Below are 14,769 nucleotides of genomic sequence, written 5' to 3'. Positions count from 1 at the left end.
TTAATTACATGACTCAAAATGCGGTGAAATTAAATGCTTAAAATAAGTAAGCAAAAGGTAGTTAATATTTTATTGTTAGTATCTTTTATGGGTATATTATTTAATGTTTTACTAGGAACTATTGCTGCATTGAGCTTTTTGATTAGTGGCGTATTAATCTGTTTTCTTTATCAAAATAAATTATTAGATTTATTTAAAAAAAATAAGCTTCTTTTAGCAATACCTTTATTAGCTATTGTATCAAGCATTTGGTCAGATATCCCACTTTTAACGTTGAGAGGCGGGATTCAATTATTATTGACCACAGTGTTTGCAATGATTACCGCTGCAGTGGTGCGCTTTGATTTTTTCATCAAAACAGCCGGTTTTTGCTTCTTTATAATCATGTTTTTATGCTTCACTTCAGATAGATACGCTTTAAATGGATTGACTGGAGAGTACAGTTTAATAGGTATATTTGATAGTAAAAACTACTTATCGATGAATGCTGCTTTTAGTGTTTTTGTCGGGGTTACTATTTATAGAAATTACAACCTCAATAAAAAAATCAAACTTTGTGGATTAGCGCTGGTTATTTTATCGTTTTCAGTTTTATTAAAAAGTAAGAGCCTAGGATCAATAGTAACTACAATGTTAGTTTTGGTTTTAGCTGTACTTTATATTTATTATCAAAAAATAAACTTACCGAAGTTAGTAAAATGTCAGTTTAATTGGCTTATAGTAATAAGCTTTTTGATATTAATTTTTGGGTTGATAGTTATAGGGAATACTAGCACATTTGATAATGTTATGTATGATCTTGGTAAAGATCCTACGTTGACAGGGCGTACATATATATGGTCCAGAGGAGTGGAGAGCATTATAGAGCGGCCGATATTGGGTTTGGGGTATAAAAGTGTCTTTTATATTGGTAATCCAATGGCTGAGGACATCTGGGAGTATGTTCATGTAAAGTCTGGTGGTGGTTTTCATTTCCATAATATGTACATTGATATATCAGTTGAGTTAGGTTTGTTAGGAGGTTTTGTTTTTCTTTTAGTACTAGGGAAGTTCATTCGTTTGTTGGCCAACAAAAAGTTAGAGCTTGGGAATAAAGAAGGATTTTCACTTATGGTGTTTATATATATGTTTTTACAAACATTTTTAGAAGCAACTTGGTTTTCACAATTTACAATTTCACAATTTTTAATATGTGCAGCTTGGATTTACCTAAATCAAATAAATCAATTAAAGTCTATAAAATTAAGGTTGAAAGTATGAGCGGAGTTATAGTGTTTGGTGGTTCTGGCTTTATTGGCTCGCACCTTATTAATAAACTAGTTGCAAGTAATATATCGCCAATAATATCAGTCGATATAAAACCACCACGAGTAAATGTTGATGGGGTTAATTATGTAACTGCAGATGTTAGAAATTTAAGTACGCTCGCACTTAATAATAGCAGTATTAGCACTATTTATAATTTTGCAGCGATACATACTACGCCTGGTCATGAACATCATGAATACTACGAAACTAATATTTTAGGTGCTAATGAGGTTACAAAGTTCGCCGAGGCTAATGAGATAAAAGAAATTATATTTACGAGCTCTATATCTGTATATGGTCCAAGCGAGCAAAGAAAAACTGAAGCATCATTACCAACACCAGTCTCTTCGTACGGTTTTTCTAAAATGATGGCAGAGCAAATTCACCGAGCATGGCACCAGCGTAATAAAAGTTCAAAATTGATAGTCGTTAGGCCAGCAGTTGTTTTTGGACCAGGGGAGGGGGGGAATTTTACTCGCTTAGCAGGTTTATTAAATAAGGGCTTCTTTATTTACCCAGGAAGAAAAGACACAATTAAGTCATGTATTTATGTTAATGATTTACTATATTCAATAGAGCATGCGCGTAATAAAGGTGCTAGTTATATTTTATTTAATGGCGCTTATGCGAATCGCTATACTTTAGAGGATATAGTATGTGCCTTTCAACAGGAACACTTCCCTAAAGCGAAAACAATGTTATTTCCAAAGAGTGTTATGCTGGCTGGAGCGTCATTATTAAAAGCTATTAACTTTTTAGACATTGGAATTCACCCAGAACGAATTCTAAAGTTAATCAATTCAACAGATGTATATCCTCAATGGCTTGAAGATGAAGGATTGCTATTCGATAAAGGCCTTCAAAATGCTCTCTCACTATGGAACAAAGAAACTAACGGGAGCTTTAAGTGAGTAAGCTAAATATCCTAGTGGTGATACCCTGTTTAAATGAAGCAGCACACATAGGTAAATTGTTAGATCAGTTAACCAGCGAGTCACCAAAACTTATAGTTGTAGCTGACGGTGGTAGTACTGATAAAACAATAGAGATTGTTAAGCAATACAGTAAGAACTATCCAAATATAAAACTAATTAATAATCATAAAAAAATTCAAAGTGCAGGCATTAACCTAGCTGTAAAAGAATATGGCTACGGATTTAAATATTTTATAAGAGTAGATGCACATGGTGAATATCCGGATGACTTTTTAAAAACGCTTTATCAAGAAGTATTAAATTTAAAGGCTGACTCAATAGTCATAAGCATGGATACATTTGGTGAAAATGGATTTCAAAAAGCAGCTGCATGTGCTCAAAACTCTAAACTAGGGAATGGTGGATCCGCCCATCGAAATAACAGTGATGGCGAATGGGTTATACATGGGCATCATGCGTTAATGAGTATAGAGGCTTTTGAAAAAGTGGGTGGCTATGATGAATCATTTGTAGCTAACGAAGATGCAGAGCTTGATTTTAGGCTAACTGCTGCAGGGTACAAAATTTGGTTAACTGGCAAAACAAAAATGAAATATTACCCTCGCAGCACTCTTAAGGCTCTTTTCGTTCAATACTACCGCTATGGTGTAGGGCGGGCGAGTAATGCACTTAAACACAAGCAAATTCCCAAAATACGACAATTAATACCATTATCAGTATTTCCATGCTTGTTAATGTGTTTACTAGCTTCAATTAGCTGGGTGTTTACTTTTCCTTTTATCGGTTGGCTAAGTATATGCTTAGGTTATGGAACATTACTTGCTTTAAAGAGCCGTTCATTAACTAATCTACTATCAGGACTTATTGCTGCAACTATGCATTATGGTTGGTCTATGGGGTTTTGTAATAAATTGCTAAAAAGTGCTCTTAATTCAGCGATGGGTAAATCATAATGGTTGAAATTACTATTGCTATTTGTACATACAAAAGGCTAGAGATAAAGCAAACGCTAATTTCTATTGCTGAACAAATACTACCAGAGGATATGCAAATAAGAGTAGTTGTTGCAGATAACGATGTTGAGCCAACTGCTCGACCAAATATAGAAAAAACAGCAAGCGATTTAGGTTTAATGCTGACATATGTTCATGCACCCTCACGTAATATATCAATAGCAAGAAATGCGTGTTTAGCTAATTGTAAAACAAAATGGCTCGCTTTTATTGATGATGATGAAACAGTATCTAATAAATGGCTTTATGAATTATATTTGACAGCTGTTAATGAGAATGCAGAAGTAGTGTTAGGGCCTGTAGAGTCAATCTACCCAATTGATGCGCCTAAATGGATAGTGCAATGCGATCTTCATTCTACTAAACCCGTATTTGTAAATGGCGTAATCGAGACGGGTTATACATGTAACACATTACTAAATTTAGAATCTGATCACCTTAAAAATGAAACATTTGATATAGCACTTGGCAAAAGTGGTGGTGAAGATACAGACTACTTCTCACGAGTTTTCAAAAAGGGGGCTAAGTTAAAGTATGCAGAAAACGCTATTGTGTGTGAGCCAGTTACAAATGGTAGAGCGAGTTTAAATTGGTTAGCAAAGCGCAGATTTAGGATGGGGCAAACATATGCACCTACTAAATTTACACCTACTACGGGGCGCTTGTCTGTAGTAAAGCTAATGTGTAAGTCATTAGCAAAGGTTATGTTTTGTTCTTTAATGTCTTTATTATTTTGTTTACACGCCAGTAGAAGGTATAGCTGGTTTTTAAGAGCGTGTTTTCACTTTGGTGTTATGACTAAATTAACTGGCGTTAAAAATATTGAGTTGTATTAATACATGTATAATATTTTTCGTTTAAATAATATTTTCATAATATCCATGTTTGTTTTACACAGCGTAAATGCAGGAGCGAGAGAGTTAATTTGGAGTGATGAGTTTGATATTGACGGATTACCCAACCCAAACAAGTGGCATTACGAAAAGGGATATGTACGAAATGGTGAATCGCAGCACTATCAGGTAGGAAATAGCGAAAATAGCCGAATAGAAAATGGATTTTTAATTATAGAGTCGCATTATCAACCTTCTAAAAAACCAGAAAATCTATGGCAATACTTATTTGATGAGCAACCTAAAGATAGTTACACATCAGCAAGTTTAACCACAGAGCACATACTAGGGTTTGGAAATGGCCGTATTGAAGTTAGGGCAAAACTGCCACAAGGGCGAGGAGTATGGCCTGCTATTTGGCTGTTAGGCAGTAACATTAAAGAAGTAGGTTGGCCTATGTCAGGTGAAATTGATATTATGGAATATGTTGGTTTTGACCCAAATAAAGTCCATTCAGCTATTCATACTAATGCACGTAATCACAATAAAGGCAATGCGCTTAATGCTTCTTTAGTAGTTGATGACCTCTCAAATGAGTTTCATATATATAGTGTCGAACGGACTAACAAACGTATCGATTTCTATGTCGACAATACACTACACTTTAGCTATCAAAAAGAAGATAATTCAGTTTCTTCTTGGCCCTTTAATCAACCAATGTATCTTATTGTTAACTTAGCTATAGGTGGGGGCTGGGGAGGAAAAGAAGGAATTGATAACACGCTTTTTCCGCAACAGTTTTTGATTGATTATGTGAGGGTATATGAGTAGTAAATTAGTTTAGGTGTTTAAGGAACAGTAGAACAGAGTAACTATTTTGTCTTTATTATAAGTCTACATTGCGGATAGTAGATAAAGTTAATAGTCAAATTGATTGTTTGATAAGTTAATGGATATAAGTTATTTGGTTAATGTGAAAATTTAAATACTAGGATAGTTTAATAATTTTCATAAAGAATTTATTTTGCTTGATAATGTAGTTATATAACGAATTTGATCCTCGCTACTTTTTGAGTTTAATATTTGTTACGAGTAATTAATATTAATAGTTTTAGATAAAAGGTCCTGAAGTTTTTAAACTTATATCAATAATTACTTAAAAATATAGAAGAGTAAATACCCATGAATAAAATTATTGTTACAACTTTAACAACTGGTACTCGGAATAATACGTTTAGCAAGTGTTTAGAAAGCTTGCAGGCGTTAACTAATATAAATGGCTATCAAATAGAAATATTAGTTGTAGAGAATAACCAACAACCTGATGGGCAAGTTCAGAAAATAATCAGCAGCTATTACAATGGTGATAAAAGAGTAAATCATTTGTTAGAGCCACTGCAGGGTATTCCAAGTGCAAGAAATGCAGCTCTAAAATATGCAATACAGGGAGGCTATACCTATTTGGCTTTTATTGACGATGATGCCTTTGCTTCCCAAAGCTGGATAGAAACACTGGTTAATGCTAATAAATATTATAATGTTGCCTCTGGCCCTCAGTTAGCAATATTTCCTGAGGGGACAAATTCATTTTATTGTAACGCTACTGTATACCAAGAGCGAAAATTAGCTGATGGGGCAGAAATAAAATGGTCAGCTACTAACAATGTACTAATAGATGTAGATTTTATGAATGTTAATAACTTGAGATTTAATCCGGAACTTATCAATGGCGGAGAGGATAAAGAGCTGTTTTTAAGGGTTAATAAATTAGGTGGCAAGATTATATGGAGTGAAAGTTCTGTTGTAAGCGAATATATTGCAAGTAGTCGTTTGTCAGTTTCGTGGGCCATGCGGAGAACTTTTAGAATTGGCGCAACAGGTTTTATGATTGAGTCTGCAGTCAGGACCCCTTTTGGAAACCACATAGCTTGTATAATAAAAGGTTTACTATATTTGACTAAAGGATTGTGTTTATTGCCTTACCATTTAATCTCGTCTAAGAGCTCGTTATTGAACTCCTTATGTGATTTATCTCACGGAGTTGGTTTTTTTTATGGTCTGTTCAGTAAAGGCCGGGTTAGTAAATACACATAGTAGTTTTTTTATTAATAATATATTTGCGGATTTAATTTAGAATATAATTTTCATTTAATTGATTGTGGTTGAAGTTAATATCTTAAATTGATTGAGTTACTGATTTTTAGGTGTAACGTCTATTAATAAAATATTTAGAATGATTTATAGCTATGTTCTACAGCCTAAATAATAAAGATTAAAATAATTATGTAAGTTAGCTAGTTGTATTTTTATAGTTTAATGCATAGTGAGTTATTTTATTTTAAACTCACTCACTAATAAATACATAAAGTAAATTTATTAATTCAAATAAAAGGAATCACTTTGAAGATTGAAGGAATACATAATGTATAAGAAGTTTGCGACAAATTCTTTTGTTCGTAGCGTAATAATGGTTGTTTCTGGGGCAGCTGGTGCTCAGTTACTCACTATGCTTTTTGCTCCTATTATAACTCGATTTTATGGTGCTGAAGCATTTGGACTATTAGGAACATTTACTGCAGTTCTTGCTATTCTTGTACCAATTGCAGCACTTGCTTATCCAATAGCTATAGTTTTACCAAAAAATGATGATGACGCCAGAGCAATAGCAAAGTTGAGTATCTATATATCAATGCTTGTGTCTACAATAATCTTAGTAAGCATAATTTTATTTAGTAATGATATAGCAGATTTATTAAATGTTGGGGCTATAGAAAACTATCTTATATTGGTCCCATTTGCTTTATTTTTTGCAGCTGCGGAGCAAGTTATGCAGCAATGGCTAATTAGGAAAAAGCAGTTTAAAGTATTGGCAAGAGTAGCTGTAAGTCAATCGCTAATTTTAAATAGCAGTAAAGTCGGAATTGGATACTTTTCCCCACTAGGATTAATTCTAGTGATACTTGCTACTTTAGGAAATGCTCTTTATGCGTTTCAATTATGGATTTGTTCCTATAAAACAACAGTTCCTAATGATAGGATTGCATACAAAAAAATATACTTTAAGCGCGTAAAAGAAGTTGCGTTAATTTATAGGGATTTTCCACTTTATAGAGCCCCGCAACAGTTTATAAATGCACTTTCACAAAGTTTACCGATACTTATGTTAGCTAGTTTTTTTGGTCCTGCATCTGCTGGGTTTTATACATTGGCTAAAACAGTAATGGCTATACCGTCAACGTTAGTGGGTAAAGCCGTTGGCGATGTGTTTTATCCTCGAATAACTGAAGCTGCTCACAATAACGAAAATCTTTATCAATTGATAAAGAAAGCAACTTTCGCTTTGGCTGCTCTAGGGTTCTTACCATTTATGTCGGTTATACTATTTGGTCCTTGGTTATTTGGATTTGTTTTTGGAGAAGAGTGGGTATTGGCTGGTGAATATGCAAGGTGGTTATCTGTGTGGATTTACTTCATGTTTATGAATCCACCTAGTAATAAAGCTATTCCAATATTAGAAATCCAAGGGTTTTATTTGTTTTTTACTTTTTTTACAGTATTTCTTCGTATAATTGCCCTATTAGTAGGTTATTTTGTTTTTAAAAGTGATGTAATTTCTGTAATGCTTTTTAGTATAGCAGGAGCAGTAATCAATATAGCAATTATTACTATTGTTTTATGTAAAAGCCGTAAATTTAATATAGGGAGATATTTAAATGATTAAAATTTTCGCTTGCGGAGATATTGTTAATTACAATAATGTTAATTGCTCTTTACTTTCACCTGAGCTGGAAGAAATAGTAAAGGCTGCAGATTACTCGGTTTTTAATTTTGAAGCTCCTATCCAGGGGGTTGGTACTCCTCAACTAAAAAGTGGCCCTCATCATGCTCAAAGACCAAAAACTTTAGAGGGGTTGAAGGGGCAGGGGTTTGATTTAGCTCTCCTAGCAAATAACCATATTTTTGATTATGGCTATGAAGGTTTAGATGCAACAATCAACTTAGCCCATAAATGTGGCCTTGAAACCATTGGAGCTGGTCTCGATAAAGAGTCAGCCTATGCTCCATTAATAAAAAAGTTAGGCGGGATGAAAATTGGGATAATCAATGCTTGTGAGGCTCAGTTTGGTGTAATTAACGATTTTGATAGAGTTACAGAAGCTGGTTTTGCGTGGGTTAATAGTCCAGTAATAGACCAAACTATTTTAGACTTGAAAGTTATGTGTGACTTTGTTTTAGTTTTTGCTCATGCTGGCTTAGAGAATTATTCAATTCCTTTGCAGGAATGGAGAACGCGCTATAGGCATTTTTGTGATTTAGGGGCGGATGCTATCATATGTTCTCATCCTCATGTTCCTCAAGGAATAGAAGAGTATGGGTCTAGCTTGATTTTTTATAGCTTAGGGAATTTCTATTTTGATGGTGGCCGTTCTGCCAACTCGGAGAATCAATCGTTTGCCGTACTATTAAAGATTGAGAAGAATGTACCTATAAGTTTTGAACCAGTTTACCACTATACTTCAAATGGCTTAGTTGATGTAGCAAGAGAAAATCAAAAAATCGATCTGGCTTATCTTTGCAAACTATTAAATGAGAACTACTTCCAAGAACACGAGATGATGGTCATAGAAGCTTACAATAAATTTAAAAAGCAATTGGTCTGTGCTGTAACCGACTTTCCAATAGATACAACAGTTAAAGGGACTATCAGGGAGCTTTTGAATAAAATATTAGGCCGTCCTAAAGCTTTTAGCAGAGAGCTTGCAGCTATGCATCTTATTAGAAATGAGGCTTACTATTATGTTACGAAGAATGCATTAGAAATTAAGGTGCGAGGGGGAAGCTTAAAATGAGAAATTTAACAGATTATTATGAGTTTATTAAATCATCTATTAGGCCGCTGTTACCAACTTCACTCTACATTAGATATGAATATTATAAATATACTGGTCGAGTATTTTCAAAAAATAGGATTGAAACATTTAGCGATAGAATATTTTCTTGGAAAATGGATAAAAAGCTCTCTGATTATTCTGTATATGTAGATAAGTACAAAGTTAGAGACTTTGTAAATCGAAAAGCTGGTGCTGATTACCTACCTAAATTGATTAAAGTGTGCAAGACGACCGACGATTTTGATATAGCGGAGATGCCTGTAAAGTTTGTTATTAAATTAAATAATGGTTGTGGCTTTAATTTGGTCGTCACAGATAAAAGCCAATATTCTAACAATGAAATTAGGGAATTAATGGCTCATTGGCTTCAGTCCGATTTCTATTCAACTAGCAGAGAAAGACAGTATAAAGGTGTAGAGCAGGTCGTCTTATGCGAGGAATATATTGAGTCTAAAGGCGATTTAAAAGATTATAAGTTTTACTGTATAGACGGTGTTATTGAGTTCGTGCAAGTAATAGGTGAAAGGCATAATGGTGCGACAAAGCATAATTACTACTCAAAAGACTGGAAGCCGTTAAATATATCAAGAGAAGAATACGCTGTAGGCGAAGTTGCACCTAAACCCTCTAAATTTGAAGAGGCTGTTGAATTGGTTGAGCTTTTGTCTAAAGATTTTTCTTTTGTCAGGGTGGATCTGTATATACAAGATAAAGTATATTTTGGAGAATTAACTTTTACGCCAGGGAATGGTTATATAAAGTTCCTTCCTGTTAGTTATGATAAAGATCTAGCCAGTAGAATGAACCTAGTAATTAAAGCATAATAAATTCAGAATAATGATATGGTAGAGTAAACCAGCTTTACCAGCTTAAGGTTTAATTATACATTTTAATTTGTTTCTTGCTTAGTAATAAAGTGATTAATGTAGTATGTTTTATAAAGTTAAGGATTTTGATTAGCATGACAAGTCTACCATTGGTATCAGTTATTATACCTGTCTACAATTCCGATAAATATCTACCAATAACGTTAGAGTCTTGCATTAACCAAGAATATAAAAACATTGAAATAATTGTTGTAGATGATGGCTCTTCCGACAAAAGTTTTGAAATAGCTTTAGAGTATTCAAAAAAACACTCTAATATATTTGCCTTCACTAGAGAAAATGCAGGTGCGCCTAGCGCTAGGAATTATGGTTTTTCAAAGTCCAAAGGACTTTATATTCAGTTTCTTGATGCGGACGATTGTTTATCATCTAATAAAATTTCTGCACAATTAAAATCATTAAATTTGAATAATTATTATGAAGTTGCTTCATGTAGCCTTTATCGTTTTAAGGACAAAATAAGTAATGCAAGAAAGGTAAACTTAGCTACAGATAGAGGGTTCGAGAGTGGAATCGACTGGCTGAAGTGTTCATGGAATAATAACTCAATGGGGCAAACATCAACTTGGTTAGTTCATCGTAACGTTGTTGAGGAAGCTGGTCCTTGGGACGAAAGGGTCTTGAAAAACCAAGATGGTGAGTTTTTTTGTCGTTGTATGACGATTGCTAATAAAATAGTCTTCACTGAAGAAAGTTCAGTATATTATAGAGTCACAGGAGAAGGTTCAATCTCATACTCTCGAAAAGAAGAAGCTTTGAAGTCAATATTGCTAACATATGATTTATACCATAAGCATGTTAAGGCTAACTTAGACTTAAATTTAAAACAGGGACTCGCGCAGTGCTATGTTGACTTTATAGATGCTTATTATCCCAGTTTATTCAACGAAGCAAAAGATGCGATAACTAGACTTGAAGTTCCTATATCAAATTTAAAAAAGAAAAAATCTATAGCATTATTAACTAGTTTCACTGGTTTCTATAATGCTATAAAATTTCGCTATATGTTAAAAAGATTTTTAAAAATTATATAAACTAAAAACTTAAAAATGTCAAAAACAAATTTAATAATGAGGTTAATAAATATTGAATGTACTTATTAACCTTTACCCTAACTATTCATGACTCTTTTTTAATTTAAGGTTGCCATTTGTCTAAATTAAAAGTAGACCCTGCTATCCGTAGTTTACTAAATCGTATGCCTAGTGATGTGCAAGCTAGCTTTACTGAAGAGCAGCTAGTTCATCTAAAAGTTGCTATAGGCGCAAGGCAATGGGGTAAGCATACAGTAGATTGCAGAAGTGTAATTAAATTTTTTAAATACAGGTATTACTTTGTTTTACTGGCTGGACGTAACAGACGAGAACTTAGTAAAAAAGAGCAAAAAATAGCGGCTATATCGCAGGCAATCACTATATCTATGTTTAGTTTTTTTGTTATTACAATTTTACTGCTTATTAGTTATTTAGTTAAGTCGGCTCTAGGTATTGATATATTTAGTAATTACTCTTTTGGGGTATGGACTTGGTTTAAAGATTTGTTTAAATAAAAATAAGATACGTCTGTTTGGGAATGGTTTGTAAGTGTTTGTTAAAGTTTATGTAAATTTATATTTGTTTGTTTTGAGTAAACTCCTCGCTACTTAAAGACATTTTGCATAATATTACTTTATATAACCCCATCCTTAATGTTGAATACTTTAGTATGATGTTGTAAAATTACCGCACAGTTTTGTGGAGCTTATTTCACTTTTAAGATATCTATAGGGATACATAGTATGACATCTTCAAGGACCTTCAAGCCAAATTGCTCGTCTGATGCAAATTTTTATCGATTATTCGATATTTTTGCATTGTTTTTAGCTTTTCAATGCTCAGCGTTGTTCTATAGTTTTGACCTCACTCCTATTTATATGGTTTCGGTTTTAACCGTTTCTTTAAGCTTTTTATATTGCGCTGAAATATTCTCGGCTTATCGCTCTTGGCGCGCAGGTAAGTTTAGAACCATGGTTCTATGTGCATGGGGAGCCTTATTTTCTGCATTTTCTGTTTTATTTGTTATATCGTTTGCGTTTAAGTTTACCGAGTCGCTTTCGCGTATTGGCTTAGGCCTATGGTTTTTATTGAGTATTACCTTTTTGTATATGTGGCGCCTAGGTGTATATGTATTTAAAAGAAATAGAAGGAAGCTTGGTTTAAATTTACGTAATGTTGCAATAGTTGGTGCTACAGAGTCAGCGGTAAATTTATATGATGAAATTACTAAAAATGATGAACTTGGTTTTAATTTTTTAGGCTTTTTTGATGACAGGCAACCAGAGAGACTCTTTGAAAACTCGACTAAGCACGATGTTGCAGGGCGTATTCAAGATGCTGTTAATGCAGCTCGCAATGGTGAAATCGGTGTGTTGTATATTGCATTGCCAATGAAGGCAGATAAACGTATTGCCGATATTTTATTGCAGTTAGGCGATACAACGGTTGATGTGCATATAATTCCTGACTTTTTAATATCTAACTTAATACATGCTCGTATTGAGCATGTTGGTGATGTTGATACATTAAGTGTATTTGAATCGCCATTTATAGGCGCACGAGAATTTATAAAGCGCACTGAAGATATAATAGTAGCATCTATTATTTTAATGCTTATATCGCCTATTTTAATTGCCATTGCCTTTGCTGTTAAATTTACCTCAAAAGGACCTGTGATTTTTAAGCAGGATCGATACGGGCTTGATGGGCGTAAAATTAAGGTATGGAAGTTTCGTTCAATGAGCGTTACAGAAAACAGTGCTGTAGTTACACAAGCTACAAAAAATGATGTGCGCATTACACCTTTAGGTGGTTTTTTACGCCGTACAAGCCTTGATGAGTTACCTCAATTTATAAATGTTTTAAAAGGCGATATGTCTATTGTAGGGCCAAGGCCTCATGCTGTTGCCCATAATGAGGAATACCGTAAAAAGGTAGAGTTTTATATGTTACGCCACAAAGCTAAACCAGGTATTACCGGTTGGGCACAAATTAATGGTTGGCGCGGCGAAACCGACACCTTAGACAAAATGGAAAAACGTGTAGAGTTTGACTTACATTATATTAAGCACTGGTCGCTGTGGTTTGATATAAAAATTATTTTTATGACAATTTTTAAAGGATTTAAGAATGCAAATGCATACTAAAACACTAGCCCCTATTTTTGCTATGTTAAGTGTTGGAATTGCAGCACCTGCTGCTGCTAATTTAAAACCAGGTAGTTTTATAACTAAAGACGGCGCCGAAATTACGCCAACGTTACAAACGGGTATAAGCAGTAACAATAACTTTTTTAGTACGCCAGAAAATGAAGAGTCACGATTAATTTGGACTATAACTCCTAACGTTAAAGCGGCTATTGATGATGGCCCTGATAGTTATAGCTTAGACTTAGGAACTAGCAGTTCTTTACACAATAAAGATACAGCCGATAACTTTACCCAAATAAATATTGGTGCTGGTGTACATAAAGAATTTACCAGTCAACATCGTTTAGATATTAACGGTGATGCAGATTGGCTATACGAGCCGCGTGGTAGTGGCTTAACCGAAGGCTTGGGTGATGCGGTTAATGAGCTTGTAAAATACCAGAAGCAAAATGTTATAGCGCGCTACGAATACGGTGCACAAAGCTCAAAAGCGCAAGTTGCTTTAAGCGGCGGTTTTTTTAGTAAAAAATACCAAAATTTTAGAGAAGTATCGCAATATCGTGATTATGACAAATCGTTAATTGGTGTAACTGGTTACTATAATACCCAAGCATCTACACGTACATTTTTAGAAGTTAAGCAAGAAAGTTACCATTATGATTTTTTACAAGCTAATGGTATTTCACGCGATAGTGATGATTTAAAAATACTACTTGGTATGGAGTGGGAAGCAACTGCACTTACTTCAGGCTCATTTAAACTAGGTTACCAAAATAAAGACTTTGACTCGAGTGAACGTGAAAACTTTAGCGGTTTAAGTTGGGAGGCGGGTATAAGCTGGCAGCCACTTAGTTATTCTACAGTGCAATTAACAACAAGTCGCTCGGCTAAAGATCCGTTAGTACAAGGCGATTACATTAAAGAAAGTTTTTACGGTGTTAATTGGACTCATAACTGGAATGATTATTTGAGCTCACTTGCTGGTGTTAATTATACTGACGAGCAATACACTGGAGATGTAGGTCGTAAAGATAAATCGAAAAGTGCGCGTTTAGGTTTAAACTACGTTGCTAGTAAGTTTGGTATGGTATCTACTTACGTCGATTTTATTGATAAAGATTCTACTCAAAGCGCAATAGAGTTTGATCGTGTTATTGTTGGTGTTAATTTTACATTTGCTTTAAAGGCTAATTAATGAAGTTTATTTTTAGTTTAGCGCTGCTAGTTTTAAGCAGCGTTTGTTTTGCGCAAACTGCACAAAGTTATATTTTAGGTGCAGGCGATAAGGTTGAAATAAAAGTGTTTGGTCAACCCGACTTAGAGGTTACTGCACTTTTAGGGAATAGTGGGGAAGTTAATTACCCATTTTTAGGTAAAGTAAAACTTGCCGGCCTTAATACCTCTGAGATTGAACAAGTTATAACACAAGGTTTAAAACCTGATTATTTAGTAAATCCTAATGTATATGTCCAGGTTGTTGAGTACCGTCCTTTTTATATACATGGTGAAGTTAAAGACCCCGGTGCTTACCCTTACCAACCTGCTATGACAGTCAACCAAGCTATTGCACTAGCGGGGGGATTAACTGAGCGTGCCTCTATTGATAAAATATACATATTTAAAGAACAAACCAAACAGCAGCAACAAAAAGGTAATTTAAATAGCCAAATTGCAGCGGGCGATACCATAAAAATAGAACAACGCTTGTTTTAAGCAG

General features: G+C 34.2%; 14 protein-coding genes. All 14 read left to right on the top strand.

All coding sequences use genetic code 11. The features are described from left to right. Positions 1-33: 33 nt before the first annotated feature. The 14 genes from H5089_RS02235 (at position 34) to H5089_RS02170 (ending at position 14,765) form a co-directional block, all read left to right on the top strand. On the top strand, positions 34-1,260 hold the full coding sequence (locus tag H5089_RS02235) for an O-antigen ligase (RefSeq protein ID WP_182711374.1): 1,227 nt from the start codon (positions 34-36) through the stop codon (positions 1,258-1,260). After that, on the top strand, positions 1,200-2,219 hold the full coding sequence (locus H5089_RS02230) for an NAD(P)-dependent oxidoreductase (RefSeq protein ID WP_259396027.1): 1,020 nt from the start codon (positions 1,200-1,202) through the stop codon (positions 2,217-2,219). The genes H5089_RS02235 and H5089_RS02230 overlap by 61 nt, the downstream gene beginning before the upstream one ends. Beyond that, positions 2,216-3,196: a glycosyltransferase family 2 protein gene (locus H5089_RS02225; RefSeq protein ID WP_182711373.1), complete on the top strand. Its 981-nt coding sequence runs from the start codon at positions 2,216-2,218 to the stop codon at positions 3,194-3,196. Before H5089_RS02230 ends, H5089_RS02225 begins: the two co-directional genes overlap by 4 nt. Continuing rightward, on the top strand, positions 3,196-4,092 hold the full coding sequence (locus H5089_RS02220; protein ID WP_182711372.1) for a glycosyltransferase: 897 nt from the start codon (positions 3,196-3,198) through the stop codon (positions 4,090-4,092). Before H5089_RS02225 ends, H5089_RS02220 begins: the two co-directional genes overlap by 1 nt. Before the next feature lie 45 nt (positions 4,093-4,137). Next, positions 4,138-4,920 (top strand): family 16 glycosylhydrolase, encoded by a 783-nt coding sequence (locus H5089_RS02215; RefSeq protein ID WP_182711371.1) that lies wholly within the window; start codon positions 4,138-4,140, stop codon positions 4,918-4,920. A gap of 351 nt (positions 4,921-5,271) precedes the next feature. Further along, on the top strand, positions 5,272-6,183 hold the full coding sequence (locus H5089_RS02210; RefSeq protein WP_182711370.1) for a glycosyltransferase family 2 protein: 912 nt from the start codon (positions 5,272-5,274) through the stop codon (positions 6,181-6,183). Positions 6,184-6,511: 328 nt separating this feature from the next. Next, on the top strand, positions 6,512-7,810 hold the full coding sequence (locus tag H5089_RS02205; protein WP_182711369.1) for a lipopolysaccharide biosynthesis protein: 1,299 nt from the start codon (positions 6,512-6,514) through the stop codon (positions 7,808-7,810). Then, on the top strand, positions 7,803-8,939 hold the full coding sequence (locus tag H5089_RS02200; protein WP_182711368.1) for a CapA family protein: 1,137 nt from the start codon (positions 7,803-7,805) through the stop codon (positions 8,937-8,939). Before H5089_RS02205 ends, H5089_RS02200 begins: the two co-directional genes overlap by 8 nt. Further along, on the top strand, positions 8,936-9,805 hold the full coding sequence (locus H5089_RS02195) for an ATP-grasp fold amidoligase family protein (RefSeq protein WP_182711367.1): 870 nt from the start codon (positions 8,936-8,938) through the stop codon (positions 9,803-9,805). Before H5089_RS02200 ends, H5089_RS02195 begins: the two co-directional genes overlap by 4 nt. A gap of 137 nt (positions 9,806-9,942) precedes the next feature. Continuing rightward, positions 9,943-10,902, top strand: a complete 960-nt coding sequence (locus H5089_RS02190; RefSeq protein ID WP_182711366.1) for a glycosyltransferase family 2 protein — start codon at positions 9,943-9,945, stop codon at positions 10,900-10,902. A 116-nt stretch (positions 10,903-11,018) separates the two neighbouring features. Beyond that, positions 11,019-11,417 carry a 3-phosphoshikimate 1-carboxyvinyltransferase gene (locus H5089_RS02185; RefSeq protein ID WP_182711365.1) on the top strand — a complete coding sequence of 133 codons (399 nt, stop codon included), beginning with the start codon at positions 11,019-11,021 and terminating at the stop codon, positions 11,415-11,417. A gap of 228 nt (positions 11,418-11,645) precedes the next feature. Next, on the top strand, positions 11,646-13,049 hold the full coding sequence (locus tag H5089_RS02180) for an undecaprenyl-phosphate glucose phosphotransferase (RefSeq protein ID WP_182711364.1): 1,404 nt from the start codon (positions 11,646-11,648) through the stop codon (positions 13,047-13,049). Further along, entirely contained in the window at positions 13,033-14,247 is a 1,215-nt protein-coding gene (locus H5089_RS02175; protein WP_182711363.1) for an outer membrane beta-barrel protein, read from the top strand. Before H5089_RS02180 ends, H5089_RS02175 begins: the two co-directional genes overlap by 17 nt. After that, entirely contained in the window at positions 14,247-14,765 is a 519-nt protein-coding gene (locus H5089_RS02170) for a polysaccharide biosynthesis/export family protein (RefSeq protein WP_182711362.1), read from the top strand. Before H5089_RS02175 ends, H5089_RS02170 begins: the two co-directional genes overlap by 1 nt. The last annotated feature ends 4 nt before the right edge of the window (positions 14,766-14,769 follow it).

The organism is Pseudoalteromonas sp. SR45-1, from assembly GCF_014163655.1.
GTDB classification, from domain to species: domain Bacteria; phylum Pseudomonadota; class Gammaproteobacteria; order Enterobacterales; family Alteromonadaceae; genus Pseudoalteromonas; species Pseudoalteromonas distincta.
This window is presented reverse-complemented; position numbering and strand designations above follow the sequence as displayed.